At 45.0% G+C, this 22,066-nt stretch carries 11 protein-coding genes; 4 read left to right on the top strand and 7 right to left on the bottom strand.

Annotated elements, in window-relative coordinates; genetic code table 11:
- The 4 genes from AAHN97_RS00440 to AAHN97_RS00425 form a co-directional block, all read right to left on the bottom strand.
- Nucleotides 1-510, bottom strand: coding sequence for a DUF4402 domain-containing protein (locus tag AAHN97_RS00440; RefSeq protein WP_343305616.1), 510 nt, complete (start codon nt 508-510; stop codon nt 1-3).
- A gap of 11 nt (nt 511-521) precedes the next feature.
- The gene (locus AAHN97_RS00435) at nt 522-11,696 is read right to left on the bottom strand and encodes a LamG-like jellyroll fold domain-containing protein (RefSeq protein WP_343305615.1); all 11,175 of its coding nucleotides are present in this window, start codon (nt 11,694-11,696) and stop codon (nt 522-524) included.
- Between the two features lie 48 nt (nt 11,697-11,744).
- The gene (locus AAHN97_RS00430; protein ID WP_343305614.1) at nt 11,745-12,581 is read right to left on the bottom strand and encodes a fimbrial biogenesis chaperone; all 837 of its coding nucleotides are present in this window, start codon (nt 12,579-12,581) and stop codon (nt 11,745-11,747) included.
- 79 nt (nt 12,582-12,660) lie between these two features.
- A complete protein-coding gene (locus AAHN97_RS00425) occupies nt 12,661-13,173 on the bottom strand; it encodes a DUF4402 domain-containing protein (RefSeq protein ID WP_343305613.1) in 513 nt (170 codons plus the stop codon).
- Nucleotides 13,174-13,788: 615 nt separating this feature from the next.
- Here AAHN97_RS00425 and AAHN97_RS00420 point away from each other — a divergent pair.
- From AAHN97_RS00420 to AAHN97_RS00405, 4 genes are all read left to right on the top strand, one after another.
- On the top strand, nt 13,789-14,847 hold the full coding sequence (locus tag AAHN97_RS00420; protein WP_343305612.1) for a response regulator: 1,059 nt from the start codon (nt 13,789-13,791) through the stop codon (nt 14,845-14,847).
- A 319-nt stretch (nt 14,848-15,166) separates the two neighbouring features.
- Nucleotides 15,167-16,396, top strand: a complete 1,230-nt coding sequence (locus tag AAHN97_RS00415) for a PAS domain-containing sensor histidine kinase (protein WP_343305611.1) — start codon at nt 15,167-15,169, stop codon at nt 16,394-16,396.
- Between the two features lie 12 nt (nt 16,397-16,408).
- Nucleotides 16,409-17,461, top strand: a complete 1,053-nt coding sequence (locus AAHN97_RS00410) for a response regulator (protein ID WP_343305610.1) — start codon at nt 16,409-16,411, stop codon at nt 17,459-17,461.
- Nucleotides 17,462-17,623: 162 nt separating this feature from the next.
- A complete protein-coding gene (locus AAHN97_RS00405; RefSeq protein ID WP_343305609.1) occupies nt 17,624-18,148 on the top strand; it encodes a CAP domain-containing protein in 525 nt (174 codons plus the stop codon).
- Here AAHN97_RS00405 and AAHN97_RS00400 read toward each other — a convergent pair whose 3' ends face one another.
- The 3 genes from AAHN97_RS00400 to AAHN97_RS00390 all read right to left on the bottom strand — a co-directional run bounded on the left by AAHN97_RS00400 (nt 18,149) and on the right by AAHN97_RS00390 (nt 22,066).
- A complete protein-coding gene (locus AAHN97_RS00400; RefSeq protein WP_343305608.1) occupies nt 18,149-19,336 on the bottom strand; it encodes a hypothetical protein in 1,188 nt (395 codons plus the stop codon).
- Nucleotides 19,337-19,338: 2 nt separating this feature from the next.
- Nucleotides 19,339-21,618, bottom strand: a complete 2,280-nt coding sequence (locus AAHN97_RS00395; protein ID WP_343305607.1) for a TonB-dependent receptor — start codon at nt 21,616-21,618, stop codon at nt 19,339-19,341.
- A gap of 124 nt (nt 21,619-21,742) precedes the next feature.
- The gene (locus AAHN97_RS00390; protein ID WP_343305606.1) at nt 21,743-22,066 is read right to left on the bottom strand and encodes a hypothetical protein; all 324 of its coding nucleotides are present in this window, start codon (nt 22,064-22,066) and stop codon (nt 21,743-21,745) included.

Here is a 22,066-nt window from a genome sequence, read left to right as displayed (position 1 = left end):
TTATTCCTGGATGAATGTGACTGAAAAAGATCCGCTATAGGAACCTTCCGGGTTGGCCAGCGGGCTTCCTATCGTAAGCGTTCCACCAATCCTTACCTGTGTGCGGCCCGGCGGAGTTGTTGTAACAATAAAGGGAGACCCTGTACTGGCGGTGCCAATATGCAATTGTATATTCCCACCATTACTGCCTGACAACAATACATCCGGACCATTCAGAATGGAAACGAGCGTACCTGGGTTAGCTTCTACTTCAAAGATGGCCGGTGAAAAAGGGAAACCAAGGTTGGCCTGCATAATAGTACCGGTTACAGCACGCGAACCATCCGGATAAACGATCACCGTACCACCTGAAACACCCTGAAAAAAAGCGCCAAAGATCAGCCCCTGTGCAGGGTTCACATAAATAGAGATCGGGCGTGGGGGAGGCTGTTGTGCATACGCAGCAAGGCCATTAAAACACAACAGCAAAGCGGCCAGTTTTACAGTGGATAATATTCTCGGACTCCTCATTGTTTGCATAATTAATGGCTGATAAATACTTTTTTAGAAACCATTTGTTGCTTTGTATAAAAGCTCACGATAAATATCCCGTTGGTGAATTGTGATCCCAGGTTGTGACGGCCATTGCCAAAAATTCGCTTTCGAAGGATGATCTGCCCCAGCATATTAGTGATCACAACATCACATTTTTCATCCTGCATATCGCTGATATCCGCATACAGGTTCCCTCCCATTGTATAGGTATTGAATGTTCCTGTAACAGGGGTGGCTGGTGGCACATCTTCCTTCGTCCGGAAAACCAGGAAGAACCTGTTCTCATATTTACCAGCCTCTAACATCAGGCGGTATTTTGGTATTTTCTGCAGGTCCTGCTTAATGCCTGTTTTTACATCATACAGGTAAACATACTGCCCTGCGGGAATTCTTTCCATCGTAACGGTATTAAAGGTGATCCATCCCGTACGTTCTATTTTCAGCCCAAGTGGAATAATAGTGCTGTCCTGCACGTTTGGCCAGGCACTGATAGAAAGTTTTGCCGTATCAGTTCCACGCATGTATAAGCTGGGCACCCGTACATCTGTGTTCATCAATTTGAGCGCATCCATTTCCTGGTCAAATACCGGTTTGGCATCAGCGTCAAAATAAACAACGGCATGGTCCACGGCATTTCCTTCATCAGCAAATCCCGCGCTTATCCGCAAGAGCGGAGCGGTCAATGGCATAGGCCGGTGAAAGTCAGGCAGGAGGTTATTAATACGTGCGTTATTATTAATGGATAAAGTAGCCTGTACCGGGAAGGCACCATCGGAAACATGCACAAAAAATCCCTGCATGGCAGCAATCACATTACCTGCTATTCCATTGCTGGAAATACCGTTTATGTAAGAGCTGTATGTTCCGGTATATTGATCCGTAGTACCGTTATCAAAATAATAAACCGCATCATCAATACCTGGACGGCTCCATCCGCTGGAAGCATTCCAGTCGATCGGTGAAGGATATGGATTGCCTACCAGATTAAAGCCCAGCGTATAGATCCTGTTGTGATTGTACAATGTGGTGCTGATAGTATTGTTGTTGACCACGCCGGTCACATCCACCGTTTTGGGAGAGGAAGATGTACCAAAGTTGGCCGCATATCCTTCACCAGGATTCAGTACGCCGGAAGCATTCACATAATTAACCCATCCGGAAGAAACCAGGTTTTCATCATACCTGTAAAAAGTGGGGAAAGAAGCGCCCAGATCAAGGTCGTCTGAAAATTCACTGACGGTTGCGGCCTGGAATGGGGAACTAAAATATTTATAACCGAAACCGGAAGCAAGATAACGCTGCATGGTAACATTACCCAGCACATCCCCTGCTCCGCGGCCATCTATCAATGCTGTTTGCGCAGCGGTTGAAACGAGCGTAAGGTTTCCGCCGGCATGCAACTGACCGTTGGAGGCCAGTAATATTCCGGTGAGTTGCAGTGGGCCTGCCAGGGTTACACCTTCAATATTATTAATAGTAAGATCTTCTATTTCATTTCCTGTGAACGCAGCTGCGGGAATTGTTTGTGCTTCCTGCCCATTCATCACAATCCTCCCATCATTCGCAACAAACGTTCCATTGTTGCTGATATCGCCACCGATCTGTAAGGTCTGGCCGTTTATGTCTAACGTTCCGGCAGTAACCATTACATCATTACTTACTGCGAGATCTGTTCCCTGAAGCAGTGCTGTAACATTGGAACTGTTTACCTGCAGATTATACACGGGGTTTGTTGAAGTAATGATCATGGTCTGGCCAGAAGGAGTGGAAGCATTCCCTATTTGCAGCGTACCATCTGTAAAGCCAGGCCCGGCGGCCGACAGGTTATTATATGCCAGGTGCTGACCTGTACTGCCACCGGCCCGCTGAATGCTGATGGTACCTCCGGACACATCAAATATGCAGCCTGCCGCATCCATATTAAAGGGTGCAATCCCTGCAGTTGTACTTCCAAGAGTATTAACGTTCAGCGTTCCTCCTTTCATCAGCATGGACCATGTTGCGCCGGGATTACTGATCCGGGAAGCAAGGTTGAGCACGCCGCCTGAAAGATTGAAGATGGCTGTGCTCTTTGGTATCGCCACATTGTCCGCCACGCTGCCTATATTCATTATTCCACCCGTAACCTTTACCAGGCCGGCTATCGTCCAGTTCATATTGGCGGCGTTAATTGTTCCGGCATTTACCCATAAACCAGCAGTGGCAGGTATTAAGAAACTGCCTGTAGTAATGTCCGTATTAAATGGCGTGATGCTCACACCATCACTGTTCAGATTAAAGGATCCGTTGTTAAGGGTAAGGAAGCCGGATGGCGCAGAAAAGTTAGTGGCTGCAACATCCAGGTAATTGACATTATTATCGCCAAGGTTAATGTTGACAAGGTTGAAACTTGTGATAGCTCCGGCCCCGGAAACTGACTGATTTCCGTTCTTATTAAATGTTACATTACATAAGCTATTGGCATCCGACCGGAGATTAAGTGTGCCGTTGTTCAGCACATCGCCGCCCACCGTTAATAAATGTGTAGCATCTGAGGTACTGGCTACGTTAAGCATAGCCCCGCCGGCAACTGTTATATTCCTGCCTACAGTTATTGTTTTGGGTACTGCATTATCTCCGAGGCTGACTGTTCCGGCTGTAATGCTCAGATCATTATTGATGGTTGCATCAAGGAGTTTAACCACTCCCCCTGTGTTTGCCGCATTGAGGTTATAATAGGGTATGTTTAAAACGGACTGATCAGCAGAACCGTTATAACTGATGGTGGAAGAATTAGCTGTTGCGTTTATAGTGGCAGCTCCTGTTATGGATAACGTTCCTGCAATACCTGTTGAGCCAACGCTCATAAACTTTTCTCCGGCATTACTCAGAACAAGGTTCTGATAATTAAAAACAGCCACTGTTTGCATGCCATTTCCATTAAAATCAATCGTACTGCCTGTGGTCGTATAACTATTGCTGCCTGGCGTAAAAGCGCCTGCAATACCAATGGAACCACTGGCCGTCAAAACTCGCCCTCCTGTTGAAGTACTGGTTAGATTGTTGTAATTGTGTGCAGGAATTGTTTGCGTGCCGCTACCGGTAAAACCTACTGTACCTCCCGACAGATCAATTGTTCCGGAAATAGCAGGGAAGGCTGCCGCAGTATTAAACGTACCATCTGTCAACGTAAAGTTGCCGGATACCGTAAGTGAATTACCCGGGGTGGTGGTTAGTACAAGATTGGCGTTATTCAGCAGCAGGTTGTTGGTGGTGGCCGCTACGTTGATATTTATTGTATATGCGCCAGTGAGTTCCACATTATCTGTAGCAGTAGGCACGCCATCAATATTCCAGTTCGCAGCATCTCCCCAGTTATTTGTTCCTGCGCCGCCATCCCAGGTTTTCACATAATTATTCAACTGGCCGATCTGGAAATCGAAGAATGCAGCAAGCCCAACAGCCTCTGTACTTGTAGGTGTAACAAGGCCAATTTCAGGATACGTCCAGGAACCATCGTTATACCTGCCTGCGATCAATGCATTTGTGGTTACACCCGCATCCCGGTCTCCTTCAACATAATTAAAAGTGACATTATAGCTCGTGAACACGATCCCGCTATTTGACAAGGTCCAGAACCTGTTCACACTTTTGGCAGCATTGATGGTAGAATTATCAATAGCAGGGTGATCACCTGATGTAGTGGATACGGTAAGATCACCCGCGGTGGTAACACTTGAAAACACTACAGAAACAGGCGTATAATTCAATGAATCGCCCACTGCAAATGTGGCTTCAGTAGCCCCGGTGCCGATATGTTTCCGCAGGCGGCCAAATACCCATCCGGAATTCTGGCCTGCATTGGTAATTGTTCCGGAAGCAGGCTGAATGAGAAGATTGTTATTTGTCGCGATATTCCCTGCAACAAAATTCAAAACACCATTCACTGTTACATTAGAAAGCTGGATAGTTGATCCGGCTGTTTTGTTGATGGTAAGATCATTAAAGGCAGATATCGTATTAATTTCCTGTAAGCCTGTTCCATTCAGTGTAAAACCGGAAGTTCCGCTGTTAATAACTCCCGGGGCGGTTAAATTGCCGCCCAGGGTATGCACATAATTGCCGGCATTCAAAATAGCGCCGGTGTTGACGGTTAGATTATTTTTCATCTTCCAGGCAGACGAAGGAGTTATACCAGCGGGATTTGTATTCGAAATAATAACATTATGAAATGAATCAGGTACCCCTGCAAGGGTCATTGCGCCGGCTCCCCCAAAAACCACTGTTCCGGTGCTTGAAAAATCGTTTCCAAGATTAACCGTGGCTGCCGTACCCGGGATAAAATTCAATGTGCCGGTGCTGGTAATTTTCCCATTGTTCGTAACCGCGCCCAGCATGCTGTGTGTAGTAACGCCTCCATTAAATGAAGCGCCGGGACCTACTACCAGTGAATACAGCACAACCCAGTTAACACTCGGGTTGATCCCCCCTGTGTTATTTATATTAAGATAACCGAATTGAGGCGGGGAAGTGGAATTAAGCACCGGAGGAACAGTGCCATTAAAATTCACCCGCAATGCGACTGTGCTGACGGCATTGATCAGGCTGAGTGTTTGCACAGTGTTTCCTGAATAAGTAGTGGTTCCCAGGGTGTATAATGTGCCACTGTTGATCAGGTCTCCATGTAATACGGTATGTATGGTGGGCCCGCCGGATAACGATCCCGTACTTGTAATATTCAGCAGGCCATTGAATGTTACATCATTAATGATCGTATAACTTCCAAAAACCGTTAGCTGGTTAAAGGTGGTATTTCCTTGTATGTTCTTTGAAGTACCATTACATAATACGGTACTGGCAGAGGGGATAAAAGTACCATTGTCTACCCAGTTCCCGTATAATGTAATGGTATTTGCGCCGCCGTCAAAAACTGCTCCGCTCTCTATAGTTAAACTGCCTTTAACGGTAACAGGCGAAGCCAATGTTTTAACACCGCCATTGCGCATGATAAGATGCCCGAAACTGACATTTGGTAAAAGCAATGTCTGCGCGGCGATGCCTGCAAAGATCACTGTGCTTGAATCGTCCAATACATAATCTGTAAAATTACCGGGAGCATTCTCTGCACCAATGATAATAGTACCTGCGCCGCCAAGCGTGGCGGCTCCTCCTGGTGTACTCCGGTTACAGGCAAACACCTGGATATCGAACGTGCCGGATGTTACCGTGATGTTCCCATTTATTATTATACTATCCGTTAGCCTCGCTATGGAGCCTACCGGTTTATTGACGATCAGATTATTAAATGTTGAAGCGGAAATGGTTTGCGTTCCGGTACCGTCAAAAATGATAGTGGACCCCTGGCCGGAATAAGTTCCGCTATTTAGCCAGTTGCCGCCAATATGCAGTGTTCCGGTATTTTGCACCAAGGCTCCCGGGGAGATAGTAACATTTCCGGCTATTGTTGCTACATCCATATTATCCAAATTACCGGCCATTATCAAAACATTTCCCTGCACATCCATGGAATCACGGATAGCTGCGATCCCACCCGCTTTATTTATGGTCAGGTGATTATAGGTCAGATGTGCAACGTCCTGATTCTCGTTTCCGTTGTAGAGCACTGTTCCATTTCCGGGGCTAAATATTCCTCCTGTGTGATTGAAATCTTTAAAAATGCTTAGTGTTCCGGTACCACTGCAAGTTATACCGGCATTTCCCGACTCTGTCAGTGAACCTAAGACACTGATAGTTCCTGCAGCCACATTAAGATCAATGGAGTGATCATTCACGCCATCGCTCAGATTTAAATCCCCGTTCACGGTAAAGGTTTCATCATTTACATCGATGGTATGCACTACCGGAGCACTCCAGGTACCATCCACGTTTCCGGAAACTGTAAGTGATCCGCCAGTGGCAATTGTCAATGTTACCTGCTGAGCGCTTCCAAAATGAATATTCTTGGCATTTGCGCCGGTACTGATAGTCGGCTGGAAATTAAAGGAGGCTGTTCCTAAATTCACAATGTCTGAAGCAGAGGGGGGTGCGGAAGGTGCTCCTTCCAGGGCTGTCCAGTTTGCAGCATTATTCCAGTCAGTGCTCACGCTTCCATTCCATTGAATCAGGTTGGCGGCCCCGGATAGTGTCCAGCGGCCTGTGATATTTGTTATTCCGCTGAGTTCTACATAATTGGAGGTTGTACTGTTAGCCGTTTTGCCAACAGAGGACCAGGAAGCGCCATTATATCTCCACAGGGCCATAGCGGCTTCATCATTACCGTTTAGCTGTGTTTCCTCATAATCAAGACTAAGGGTAGCATTATATGTGCCTGACGGAACAACCACCGTGTACTGCTGGTTAATGGCGCTACCAAAAGGAAAATCATCAATGTGCGTATCTGTAATGGAAACCGTGATACTGGTCACCCCGGATACAGATGAAAAAGTGACGGTATTATACTGGCCACCAAAAGCATATGGAACACCCGTTGTAAAACTATGTGTACGTTGAATGTTCCCCCTTATCCTGCCGCTGCCGTTCCGCGTATCTGTAATAGTGAGCGTATGGGTATCCGTGAAGATCTTACCCATGGTCATATTAACAACAGCAGCAGTTATATTACTTTCCAGGATCGCTTCTATTGCGGAAGTGGAATTATTTATCGTGAGTATATTAAAAGTGGTATTACCCCGTATATGGGATGATGCCGGGCCAAGGAATTGAATGGTACTGGTACCGGCTGTAAAACTTCCATTGTTTATCCAATCCTTATAAATAGAATGTGTGAACCCGCCCGGCACAAATGTAGTGCCGCTTTCAATGGTGATATCCTTATTCACGGTTATATTCCCAACGGCCGTTTTGCTGTTCCCATTGGAAAGCACAAGGTTTTCATAAGTAATAGCATTGATATACTGTGCTCCGGAACCGTTGAAATTTACGGTATTGTTCGCAGATGATGTGACATCCAAAATACCGGATGTAATGTTTAATACATTAGCAATTCCTAAAACGGAATTGGCGGACAATTTCAGAGATGTGCCATTAACGGTAGCATTGTAAAGGTTTGCTGTTCCGCTGAAGGTGGATGTTCCGGTAAATGTAGCCGTACCTGCAGTAGCGGATAAACTTCCATTTATGACAATACCTGATGATATCGAAAAATCAGTGTCTGTTACAATTGAACCGGGAACAGTCAATAAACCGAAATTCTTAACCCCTGTTCCCGAAATGGTTTTTGAAACACCGCTCAGTATAACAGTTCCTGCATTTCCGGTAAAACTCCCACTTATGGATAGGTTACCCGTAATGGTTAAGCTGGCTGAAGAACTCACGGTTCCGCTAATGGTTAGATTATCCGGGGAAATCCCTTCGCCGGTAATAGTTGAGCCGCCCCCCGTCATCACTATCGTTCCACCGGAAGCCTGGCTAAAAGTACCAGCTCCCGTGGTGGCAAGATTACCTGATAAGGTGATAGTGCCCGCAGAAAAAGTGACCATTGATGCGGCAACGGTAAGGTTATTAAAATTTTGCACACCTGATCCGTCAACTGTTTTTCCTGCACCTGTAAAAGTAACGGTGCTGGTATTCCCGTTAAAAGTCCCGTTGTTCAGCCAGGCCCCGCCAATACTGTGTGAATAGCTGCCTCCGTTAAATACGGTGGAAGCGCCGATGGATACATTCCCATTGACGGATACATTGGATGCAGCCGTGAATGTAACGGAAGTGCCTGCATCCAATACGCTGGTGAGGTTACCGATAATGGACAATGCCGTAGCGGGGAATGTTTTAACTGCTGCACCGCCTGAACTGCTCAGCGTGAGGTTACCATAATTCTGATTTGCGATGGCTTGGTTAGTGCCCGCATAGGATACAGTACTGGCCACTACCAATGTATTAATAGTATAATTAGCCGGGTAGGTATTAGTTCCTCCTATTTTTAAGGTGGCATTATTCGAGACAGTTAACACACCGCCTTCGGTAAGCCGGTTGGCCGTATATACACCCAGATCCAATATTCCGCTGGATACGGAAAGGTTATTCTTTATACTGATATTGGTATTCAAAGTAACTCCGGCAGTATTGGCAATCGTTAGATTATTAAACGTAGTGGCAAACGCTCCACCAATTGTCTGTGCCGCTGTTCCATTCAGAGTGAGGGTACCTGTTGCACTAAGTCCGCTGATTCCGGCATCGTTTATCCAATTGCCCCCTACGGTGAAATTAAAACCGTTGGCAGACAATGTTCCGCTGGAAATAGTCAAATGATTACTCACCGAAATGGGGCCTGGTAAAAGGAGACCGGCGCTATTGCTGAGTGTTAAGTTATAGAATGAGGAAACACCCGAAAATGTCTGCTGGCCGGAAGTACCATTGAAATTCACCGTTCCTCCATTGGTGAAAGTGCCGCTGTTGGCCAGGGCCCCGGCAATATTTAAAGTACCGGCAGCAGAAATAGTGAGTGTGGCGCCGGCATTGACGGTAAGATTGTTACAGGCAATACTGCTGGTAACAGATGGCATCCTTGTTGCGCCGGCTGCGATAATAACATCTGTTGCGGCGGTGGGTACAGTACCTGTGCACCAGTTTGCTGCATCTGCCCAATCCGTACTTACATTCCCTGTCCATTGTCCTGAGCTGCCTGAAGTAGCTACATTGGTATAAGCCATTGCCGTACATCCTGATGCTGTTACCGTCAAAGTATATACGCCGCTTCCTGCAATGGAGTAAGTAAAAGAAGGGTTCTGCTGAGAAGAGGTAAAGCCATTCGGCCCTGACCAGGAATAGGTGGCACCACCTAAAGTAGTAGCGCTAAGGCTTACAGGAGAACCAACACAGGCAGGCCCATTGTTTCCTGCCCCGTCCGGCGAAGTATATAATATGGCTACTTCCGTGCTGTTCAGAGCTCTGTTATATATCAACACATCGTCCAGCGAACCATTAAAATAAAAACTGGATGGTTGAGATGTCCATCCATTCAGATTATCAAAACCTAATTTCCAGTAACCGGTATAATCCTCACCGGTGGTAACGGAAACATTGGCACCAACCTGTGTACCATCAATATATAAAATCATGCCTGTAGTGGCAGACAAAGTTGCAGTTGCCAGGTGCCATTTATTATCATTATAGGCCTGCGCGGAGCTGACAACTGTTACGCCTGATCCATATGTACCGAAATAGATCTGACCGGCGTTGTTCATATAAATATGACGGTCATACTGCCCGCTTGAACCAATACGTTCTCTTCCGAAACCGATTATTTTACCACCTGTGGTAGTCGCAGTTTTAAACCAGACGGATATGGTGAAATTGTTGGGATTTGTATATGCATTCGTTGTTGACATGTATTGAGAAGTGCCGTTAAATGCATAGGCCCGGTTAGCGTTGCCGAACCGGTCAGTTGTCTGTGACGGTGCATTCTGCAATGTACCGGTGTTATTGGTAGCATGGTCATTTGCATCACCGGTGAAAGTATACTTAGATATAAGGTTGGTTTCCGGTATCTGGGATATGCCGGGAGAAGTTACGTTAACAGTGATGGTAGCCGGCAGGCTCACACAACCGTTAACGGTTTGCGTGACCTCATAATGGGTGGAACCCTTTTTAAGTGTTGAGGGCGTTGGCGCGGTAGGAGAACCGGCATTGGCGATAAACTGGATATTATTAAAACATCTGCTCCCTGCTGATGAAACGCCGGTAACATTGATCGTTCCCGTGGGCTCCGTTATAGGAAATACCGGGTCATCACTTCCTATAACGCCTGATCCGGATAAGACACCAATACTATAATTTCCAGGAGTTACGATATTATAATTAAACAGGCTGGTTTTAGTAATAGATGCACCGCTCGCCGTTTGAGTAAGCGTAGTGGAGGAAGTGGCGATAACAGTACCTGTACTGTTATAAAGCGCCAAAACAAGGCCATTCACAGACTGATAAGGAGGAATATAGCAATCAACAGAAGTGATCGTAACATTAGATACGGTGGTTGTGAAATGGGTCTTTTTATTATTATCGGTATATACGCCATCCACATAAGTAAGAGTAGGTAACGTACTGGTACCTCCGGCAGATCCGGATACGGTAGTGCCTGTGCTCCATAAAAGATTTGTTCCTGTAGCAGATAATGGCACAGCAACAGCATTCTGGCAATACGCAACAGGACTTGTAACGGAGGGCGCGGCGGGTGTTGAGCAGGAGGTAGCATTGCTGCCACTTAAGGCACTACTTAATCCTCCTTCGGTAATAGCATATACTTTCCAGTAATAGATAGTGTTTGCTGATAATGCGGTTTGAGCAGAGTTGGTAGCATTGGCTGCTGTTTGTGCTGCAAAAGTATAATTTACACCATCAGTTGATCTGTAAATAACAAAGCCTCTTTCATTAGAGGACAGATCATTCCAATGCAGCGTCATAGTGCTATTGGTCACATCAGTAAATGTAAGGCTACCAGGAGCTGCCGGAACCGGCGGGGTAAAGGCATAAGTTCTTCCCGTGGTGCGTTTGGTAGTTATATTTGCCTCCGAAGTTGAACTGGCGCTATTCCCTGTATTATTAACAGATAGAAAATTACCGGACCCCGTTCCGGTAGCGGTAATACCAATGGATCCGGAAGGGCTGTTAGCGGAACCTGCATCTGATCTATATACAAATTCTATTCTACCGGTACTTTCATGAAGCTTTACCTGGAAAGAACAAACGGCACCTGAAGCCTGGTAATTCCATTTGATATTCAGATATTGCACGGTAAAAATGCGGCTCCCTGCAGCACCGGTTGTTTTATAGGTAACATTTGAAAACGCAACTACATCCAGGTCATCCCACAAAGGAGCGATCACAGGCCTTGGAGCGCCTCCCGAACTTAAACTATTGGTATAGACATCATTCGTCTGAACAGTACCGAGAGATAGCCAGCCGTTTGTACTGGCTGCTACAGAGGTATAATGAACACCCATATACCAGAAATCAAATCCTATAGGTATAAGTGCAGATACGGCATCATCCGTTGATCCGGACCAGGTAGTAGTACTGGGAGTGGTTAAAGCAGTAAATGTACCGTTCGATGCACTGAAAGAATAACTGGTAACTGTTTGCGCAGTTGCAGGCAGGTTGGTTAAGATGAATAGGAAAACAGGTACTATAATCTTATACCCCAAGGAGGATATGTAAATGTTTTTCATACAATACGGGATTAAATCACGCCTTCATAGCACGTATTCGCCGCACAATTAAAATAATGCGTATTCCGTTTCCGCAATTTTAGATGATTTAGCGTCTGCGGGAGACGCGTATATAATCTGCAATTTTCCACTCTTGTAATTAATCCCGGGCTTTTCATTCAGAAGGATGCTTAATCTTCTCCTGGCCGTAGGTGTATAAACGGCAATCCCATTTATTTCTCCTACCAGTGTTATTTTCCCGGTTGATGAAATGTGGTTAACCTTCAGGTCTCCGTACACAGACCTGTTGCCCATACGGTTGAATGTCATATTTAGCTGATATTTTTTGTCTTCCCCCATTGACAGGGATACCTCTGAAATGTTCATGCTGGCGGTAGTTCCCCCCACCCGAACGATAACAGGTATGGTAATCCCAAATACAGGTTTTAACCGCACAGATATACCGGAGCTGTCTTTAACAGGAAGTTGCTCTCCCAATGGTTTTTCAACAGGTATTGCCCGAAAGTAAATATGCGAACGGTATTCAGCAGGAGGAAGCTGATTGCTGTTTATTAACTGAAGTTTTACCGATTGCGCTTCGTTGGGAGCAAGTGTTATACTTCGTGGGAAAATCCGCAGGTTATTTTTAGCAAAAAACTGTCCGGAGTCCGGCGTGGTTACCTGCTCAAAAGTGCCGTTCTCATTCATTCTGATATCAATGAAAGAAACCTGGTACGTGGCGGTATCTGTACCATTATTTGCCAGGTTAAGCTCCTGTATCCTCTTTGAACCCTCAAAAACAATCCTGCCGGGAGTAACTAACAAGCCTCCCTGTGCTGATGCGTTTGTATAAAAGAAAAAAGAGAATATGCCTACAACGCCGCATCTGATTGCACATTTTTTCATTGATACTGATAATTAAAGCACTGAAAATAAAAATCCGGATGCAGTACAATGTCAGCTGCATCCGGAAGAAGACACATGATCAATTGTAATTTACGGTTACATCAAAAGGTACAGTTGAAACATATGTACCTGCGGGTTGTGCTGCACTTACGTTAAGGGTAGCGCCAACAGTAAGCGTTTGTGAACCGGAAGACAGCGTTCCAACGGCGGAAGGGTTGCTGGTGAATGCGTTAACCGTCATTGTATTAGCGCCACTGGTAATAGTCAAATCTGTTGACGGCAGCGTGATACTGTAGGTATAGTTGCCAGTGCCTCCTATTGTAAAAGCAGCTGCAGCAACAGTACCATTGTTTGCCGGCAGCGTAACGCCACCAGTTGTGGTACGCGCTCCAGCAGGAGTGAGGATCACTGATCCGGCTGTACTTGATCGAACAGCCACATTACCGAAATTCATGTCAGCGGTTTTAGTAATGCTGATAGGAGTGACAATTGTAGCGGTTGCTGTGGCACTTGCTGTTTCCTGAGCAAATGCCCCGGTAGCAAATCCTGACATTGTAAATACCGCCAGAAAAAACCAGAGAGTTCTTTTCATAGATAAATTTTAAGTTGAGAAAATGAGGATAGTTTTACCTGAAAAACTCCACTAGCTGAAAACTACCAAAATACAGTGGGAGAATGGGTTTAAAATCCGGAGATTATATTCCTCTCATTTGACCTCCTTTTTTTAATCGCTGAAGTACTAAAAGTCTATATATAGGATATGATAAAAAGCCGTTGTTGCAGGTATAGGAATATGTCTGGTGTTTCGTTATTTATATACAAAAATAAAGTAATCGGGAATCCCCACCGATGATTGTCATCATCCCCCCGATGATTGTGATCAGCGCCATGGACCTGATTCTTAGAAAAACAAGACCTGAATCTTGAACAATTTTACTGCTGTTATTGTTTAATACTTCTATCTAATGAAAATTGATATGAATAACTTATATTTATAGTACCACGATTAACTGTTATAAGAAGTACCTGTTATAAACATAATATTATATGATTTCGAGAATGAGCCAAGCGCAGTCTTCCATGCGCTGAATACGCATATGCGCCATATCCGTAATAACAAATTTATTCGCTGTAAAATACTGCTATAGTCCAATAGTTGACTGATGGAGGTATGATTACAATTAACCCTACTCTAAATTGTGTATTAGTGAAAAGGATCTTAATAATAGAAGACAACGATGAAATCAGGAATAACCTATCCGAAATTCTTCAACTGGCAGGTTATTCCACCTTAACAGCAGTAAATGGAAAAACAGGAATAGAAACAGCCATTGCCGAATTGCCTGATCTGATCATCTGTGACATCTCAATGCCTGTACTGGATGGTTATGGTGTATTACACCTGCTACATAAGAATAAAGCGTTAAGGAATACGCCATTCATCTTCGTGTCCTCAAAATGTGAAAAAGATGAGATCAGAAAAGGCATGGAAATGGGGAGTGATGACTATATCACCAAACCCTTTAATGCAACAGAAGTGCTGAATTCCGTGGCCATGCGGTTAAAAAAAGCAGACCGGATCAAACAGGACCTGGCACCCAATTTCAAAGGCCTGCAGTCCCTTTTAAGTGCTGCAACAAATAAGGATGTACAGAAATCGATAAAAGAAAGCGGAAGTATTCAGCGTTATCAAAAGAGCCAGGAAATATATGTGAAAGGTCAAACGCCCTCCTGCCTTTATTTTATTCTTAAAGGAAAGGTTCGTACCTATAAGCGGAACGATGATGGCAAGGAGCTGATCGTTGGTCTGTATAATGAAGGCGATTTCTTCGGGTACACTGCGTTACTGGAGCAAAGAGCATACAGTGAAAATGCAGATGCACTTGAAAATGCAGAGCTGATCACAATTCCACGGGAAGATTTTGAAACCCTTCTTTTTAATAATTATGGCGTCCTGCATAAGTTTATGCAGTTGCTTTCGAAGAATGTTACTGAAAAAGAAGAACGGTTGCTGGGGATCGCCTATGATTCCCTCCGCAAAAAGGTGTCCACAGCCCTGCTGTTCCTGTATAAAAAATACAATCCTTCGGGCACGGAAAAATACAGCATTGAGATGAGCAGGGATAGCCTTGCTGCATTAACGGGCGTGGCCAAAGAGTCCCTTATCCGTACACTTGGTGATTTCAGGGATGAAAAAATGATAGAGATTAGGGAAGGAGCGATATTCCTGATCGATAAAAAGAAACTGGAGCGCATATTAAACTAATGAGAGCCTGGTTATCAAGGCTCTCATTCATAAGCATTGCGGCTCTCTATAGGATATGGAAAATTAAGCTGTATAAATATAAGTATAAGGAATAGGACCAGGTATAGGGGAACCTATTTGTTCACCATTTCAATGCAAAGATACGTGGATGCAATAGGGTGAACAATGATCACGATCCTTTTTAAAATGATTGTGATCACCTGAAACTACTGCTGTTACAGCTGTTAACACCGAAGGCAGGAAAAATCGCCTATATTACATGTAGGCGTATGGTTTATATCCGGCAGCTATTTAACCCTTTCCCTCATATTCCATGTATATGAATTATAGCCATGTTATTGATTCTAATGTGCTCTTCAATAATGCTACTATGGGTATCATTATTGCAGACGAATCGGGTTGTATCCTGATGGCTAATCCTTTTCTGTTAAACGAGTTTGGGTACAGTGAATCGGAAATCAACGGTCAAAAAATAGAGAAACTGATCCCCCAGCGTTTTCATTCACAACATCAACAGCTTAGGGAAGTTTATAGCGCGAATCCCCGCAACCGGACAATGGAAGAAAAGCAGGACATTCTGGCCGTTAGAAAAGATGGAAGTGAAGTACCTGTAGAAGTGAGCCTGGGTAGTTATAAAACAGATGGGAGGCAGTTTTTCATTGCTTTTGTAAGTTTTATACCTGGCAGGAAGAATGCTGAAAATACATTGAAACAGTTAAATACAGAACTCGAGAAAATAGTAACGGCGCGAACTGAATCATTAATGGAAACAGTCAGGCAATTAGGAGAACAAATTAAAGAAGCAAAAGCGAAAGACGCAGAATTACAGCGGGTGAATAATTTTCTGAATGAATCTCTCGAAAAAGAAAAAGAACTAAACCAACTAAAATCACGTTTTGTATCCATGGCTTCCCATGAATTCAGAACACCCCTTAGCGCTATCCTCTCTTCCGCCTACCTGGTTAGCCAATATAATGATCAGGCAGAACTACAGAAACGGGAAAAGCATGTCCAGCGAATTGTTTCCTCCGCAACCTTGCTGACAGGTATACTTAACGACTTCCTCTCCGTGGGAAAGATCGAAGAAGGAAAAATTACCGAAAAGAAAGTTGACTTTAACCTGGAAGATCATATTATGACTATCATCAGTGAAATGGACGGGCTTAAAAAAAACAAGCAAAAGATAGCATACCATCATACAGGGAATGTCATCGTACAATCAGATCCCATCCTGTTAAAACACATTGTGCTGAACCTCGTATCCAATGCTATCAAATTCTCTCCTGCAGATGGAGAGATTGTTTTACAAACAAGCGTTTCAGAAAAAACATTGGTATTGTCCGTTAGCGATAATGGGATGGGCATTCCTGAATCAGACATGCAGCATCTGTTTGAACGGTTCTACAGGGGAAGTAATGTATCTAATATACAGGGCACCGGGCTGGGATTACATATTGTAAGGAAATACGCTGAGGTTATGAATGGTTCTATCAGTTGCCGGAGTGAATTAAATAAAGGCACTGAATTTTCGATCACTATCCACCTCTAAAATCAGTTCCGCTTGAAAAAGATATTAATTATAGAAGATAACGTTGAGATCCGGGAAAACATCGCGGAGATACTTGAACTGGCCAGCTATACCGTTTTAACTGCTGAGAATGGAAAAGAAGGCATGGAAACGGCCATTGCGCACTTACCGGACCTGATCATCTGCGACATTATGATGCCTGTGCTGGATGGATATGGGGTATTACACATGCTCCAGAAAAACGAGCAGTTATGGAATACTCCCTTTATTTTCCTTTCCGCAAAGGCAGAAACAGCAGAGATCCGGAAAGGAATGGAAATGGGGGGAGACGACTATATTACCAAGCCCTTTAATACCACAGATCTTTTAAATGCAGTAGCAAGCCGGTTGAAAAAAGCAAGGCAGATCAGCAAAGTAACATCCCTTACCCTATATGGATTGAACACCCTTATTCATGCCGCAACCAATAAGGAGATACAGGAGTCAATGAAAGAAAACAGTGAAACGCAGCGGTATAAAAAGAAACAGGAAGTATACATAGAAGGTCACCGCCCCTGCTGCCTTTATTATATCATGAAAGGGAAGGTCAGGACCTACAAGCGGAATGAGGAAGGAAAAGAGCTTGTCATTGGCTTATATAATGAAGGTGATTTCCTGGGGTATACAGCTTTACTGGAACAAAGGGCTTATAGTGAAAATGCAGATGTACTGGAAGATGCGGAACTGGTGATCATCCCCAGGGAAGATTTTGAAGCCTTGCTTTTTAATAACCTGGGGATCCTCCATAAGTTCATTCAGCTGCTTTCCCGGAATGTCACAGAAAAAGAGGATCAACTATTGGGGATTGCCTATAATTCGCTCCGGAAAAAAGTATCTATTGCTCTTTTGTCCCTGTATAAAAAATACAATCCTTCCGAAAGCGAAAATTATAGTATCGATATGAGCAGAGATAGCCTGGCTGCGTTGACAGGTGTAGCCAAGGAGTCATTGATCCGAACCCTGGGAGATTTCAGGGATGAAAAAATTATCAACATAAAAGAAGGACGGATCTATATTACAGACAGAAAGAAACTGGAATTAATTTAAGCTGTTTCCAATCCCTATCACCGGTATTGATGATCACCATCATCTGAAATCCCCGTTCTCATCAGAACAATTCAGCACAAAACTCATTCCCCCCGTTGCCTGACGTCATCATTTAAAGATGTCATCCTTCCTACCTTTACTGCCAATTAAATAATAAATCTGATGAGATGTACGATCCCTGTGTTAATGTTATTTATACTGGCTGGTTGTTCCAAAGAACCATTAACAATAATGAACCCTCCGGCAAAAGTTGCTACAGCGATAGCGGATACAGCATTTGCATTCGACAATCCTGTGAACAAAGCACTATTGCTTGAACTGATCAATGATTACAGAAGCAAAGGTTGCAACTGCGGAGACACCTTTATGGCGCCGGCTGTTCCCCTCACCTGGAATAAAAACCTGGAAAGAGCTTCCTGGCTGCATAGCAAAGAGATGAGTGACAGCGGTTATTTTAGCCATGCGGGCAGGAATGGCAGCAGCCCGGGAAGCCGGATCGCAGCAATGGGCTATAAATGGAAAGCATATGAAGAAAACTTAGCGCTGGGGATATTAACAGAGGTTACACTTGTTAAAGGATTGATGGGCAGTGTCGTACACTGTAAAGCCATGATGAACCCTAAAGTGAACGAAACCGCCGTTGCCCTGTATAAGAATTTCTGGACACAGGAACTGGCTGCTCAATAGCTACAGCGTCACTAACTGTACACACACTTGTTCCCGTTTCCCTTTCACTTTTTTATACGCCACTAACACCTTGCCTTCCCCAACCGTTTTCAACACCGGGAAGTTAGCATAAACACCTGCCGGTGTAATAAACCCGGCAGCAATCTTTTCACCGTTACCTGCTTTGTGCTGAATCCCGATCCTGCTGCCGCTGGTATCTACTGCTTCGTCCCATACCAAAGCAAGGTCTCCATTCTTCAAGGCAGCCAGTTGTGGATGTTTGGCAGTAGGCAATGCACTGATACTTTCTCTCCGCGTGTAGGTGATACCGTTATCAGGGGATTGGCAATAGAAAACGCCTTGCCCTCCTCCCATGGTGAACCACGCAAAGTGCAGGCCCTGCGCATTCTTCACTAATGCAGGCCCCGTATGCGGACAACCATTGATAGCCCAGTTATCTGCGCTGATCCGTACAGGCGGGGAAAAAGTAGCACCGCCATCTGCAGATACAATATGTACCATATCCCGGATCGTATCATTGATGATGTCTCTGAATGTTGCATGTAATCCGCCATCAGCGTCTACATACAAGGCAGTACGGCAGCATTGGCAAACCGTTTGTGCAATCTGCCTTTCTTTCTGGAAGCCTGGTTCTTTGCCGGTAGTGGCGATGTATAAAGTTGAACCTTCTTTTGTATCGTTCTTCCGGTTATCCAGCCATATGGTAACCGCTTCGCCGGAAGGCAGTAAGGCCATATCAAAATAGCGCTGATCATAACTGGCAGTATCTGTTACCAAAGGTTGTGCAGGCAGCCAGTTTTCACCGGCATCAGTGGATCGGGTGTAATATACTTTGCCTGCATATTTATTGCGCGGGTCACCGCTTTGTATGCCATACATGGCTATTACTTCACCATTAGGCCTGAATACCATTTTAGGCATGTTCTCTGCGTGTGCCTGGATGCCAGCTGTGGCAGGGATCAGCTTTCCTTTTGAAAACGTCAGGCCTTCATCCGGGGAAACGGCATAGTATAACTGCTCATTTTCCACCCAGCTTACTACGATCTGTCCTTGTGCATTGCGCGTCATATAAGTACAGGAGGCATCGCGGGAAGTATCTGATAACACCAGTTCTTTTCCTTCTGTAAATGATGTTGTTTTTGTATCACATGCTGCTAAGAAAAGCAATCCTATCAACCAATATCTCATGTTTATTTTTTTGCGCTGAAGGTATAAGCCACTCCAACATTAAAAGTTCTATTCGGGCCGGGGCGGTAACTTTTGCCAAAGGCACTTTTATCTACAGTTACAGCATACATTACATCTGCCACGTTGCGGCAGTTCAGCCAGCATTCAAAGCCCCCGATACTATATCCCACGCGGGCATTCAGCAGATCATACCCTCCATATTCTTCTGTATTCGCCGGGTCCATAAAGTATTTACCCACGTGCTGCCATTCCAGTCCAGTGCGGAATCCTTTCAGGAAAGCAGGTTTCCAGGTGATCTCTGTATTGGTGATCACAGCGGGGGCACCATTCATGCGGTTACCGCCGAACTGTTTCCCCTTGTCTTCATACGCCACAAAATCATGTACGGCATAAGTGCCACCGGTACGGAAAAGGATGGAAGGAACAGGTGCATAACGCAGGTTCCATTCTACTCCGCTGTGGCGGGTTTTACCGGCATTCTGATTTTCGGAAGAACCATCCGGCAAACGTACACTTACTATTTCATTTGTACCATCCATGCGGTAAAGGCTCACATCCACATATCCTTTGTTCTTTGCGAAAGAGAACCATCCGCCGATCTCGTAGTTGTTGTATGTGGCAGATCTAAGGGTGGGTACTTTTACACCGCGATAGAGTTCCGAGATATTAGGAGGTGCAAAACCCACGCTGTAATTGGCGTACAATCCACGGTCCTGACCAAAATCGTACGTCAATCCCAGCTTAGGCGTCCAGGCATGAAAGTAATTACGTTCATCGGGAGAACCAGTAAAAGCGGAAGGAGGAAGATGATTATCAAAATTGTAATCCATCCTGTCGTAACGCAATGCGGCAATTACTTTCATGTGCGCTATGGGGCTCATCTCAGCCTGCGCATACAAGGCTGTATTTAATAAACCGGCATGGTAATCCGTTAATACGGAATCTGTTGGGGTGTAACCGGTAAAATATCCGGCCGCATCTCTGTCAACATCAATATAGTTAGCAAAATATTCTGCGGGGCTGTAATCTGCACTGAACCCGGTTATCAGCGAAGCATTCTTCCAGCTGAAACGTTTCTTATGCTGTATGAGCAGACCATAACTCTGAAAAGCATCACTGTTTATTTCACCGCGGGCCTTTAAGGGATTGTTGGTGGTTTTGATGGCATAGAAAGGGTTCTGCCCTATTTCATTATGGCGATAGAAGGCTGTGAAACTGGTGAAGTTATTGGCATTCCACTGATGCTCCAAAGTGCTGCGCACCCTGAAAGCTTTTACCATCCTGTAAGAGAAGGTGTGAAAGCTTTTGTAGTTTTTGGAGAAGAAGTTGGTGCTGTCTACCCCGCCTGTCTGATCTGTTTGGTAATCTACCAGAGAGATCCCGTTCGTCCAGGTAGTGCGGTCGTTGATCTTGTATTCGGTTTTTAAGGTGAGTGCCAATTTGTGGAAGTCGCTATGTTCAATATATCCGTTGTGCTGATTGGCATAATAACCTCCCAGGATCACGCCCAGTTTGCCTTTAGTGCCAGATATGCTGAAGTCTGTGCGTTTGTATCCCCAGTTGCTCATTTCCGCCTGCACTTTGGCTGTAGGTAATAAAGTAGGAGATAATGTGATGAAGTTCACGGCGCCACCAACAGCTTCGCTGCCATATAAAGATGAGGCCGGGCCGCGGATCACTTCTATTGTTTTCAGCGCAGCCATATTTATTTCAATGAGTGCATTGTGGTTAAAGTCTCCCGTGGTGCGGATGGGAATACCATCTTCCAGGTAGAGGAAAAGACTGCGATAACCAATGGGCTGGCGGATAGCCATGGTATGTTGTTCATTTCCGAGGTCTACCATGTACACGCCGCTCACTTTGTTCAATACCTGTTCCAGTGAAGTAGCTTTTGTTTCTTTGAGCTGCTGGGTGGAGATAGCACTGATAGCGATCGGTGCTTCCGTGCGGAACTGTTTATCCCTTCCGGCAGTAACAATCACTTCATTTAAACGGGTGGAAAGCGGTTCCATGTAAATGACCATCTCTCCTTTTTGTGCGGCGGGCATGCGTTTAGCAACATAGCCAATATATGATACCTGTATAGAATCGATCAGGTGTGGTTCTGAGAGTGTGAACCTCCCCTGCGCATCTGTTGTGCAGCCGTTGGCATTGCACTGGATGGTAACACCGGGGAGTGCTTCCCTTGTTTGCGCATCAATTACCCGGCCCTGTAGTTGCATTTGGGCGGCGGTGGGTATGCAGGGAAGGGTTAATAAAAAAAGTATAAAAATGCGAAGCATGTTTTAGCTTTTAGCTTGTACGTATTGGGGTTACTATGCGTTGCCAGCAGGGCACGCTTTATGGATGCAAAGATGCATTATACCCGGGGCCCAGGTAAGTTGAAGATGTTTGAATTGCCCGTAATCAGGCCTGAGGTGGGTGAAATACCGCATGAAGGGGATCGCGGTGTGCGCCGCCATTATAAGCGGTAAAGAGTTCTTTAACAGCTATGGAAGGGCTGAGATGGAATGAAGTGTTGATCACTGCGAAAACCACTTCGTACTTATCTTTCAGGGCATTGCCGTTCTGTTCTTTCTTCGTTTCCTTCTCCATCTGCTTCATCAGCTGACACTGACCATGGCAGGCCAGCTGGGGTTTGGCTTTGTTAATACACAGCACTTTAGCAATGTAATCCCTGTTCATCATGAATTCCGCCAATACCAGCCCCTTGCTGAATGTTTGCAGCAT

The sequence above is a fragment of the Chitinophaga niabensis genome (genome assembly GCF_039545795.1).
GTDB classification, from domain to species: Bacteria; Bacteroidota; Bacteroidia; order Chitinophagales; family Chitinophagaceae; genus Chitinophaga; species Chitinophaga niabensis_B.
Note: the sequence above shows the minus strand (reverse complement) of the source record. Positions and strands in the feature narration are given on the sequence as shown.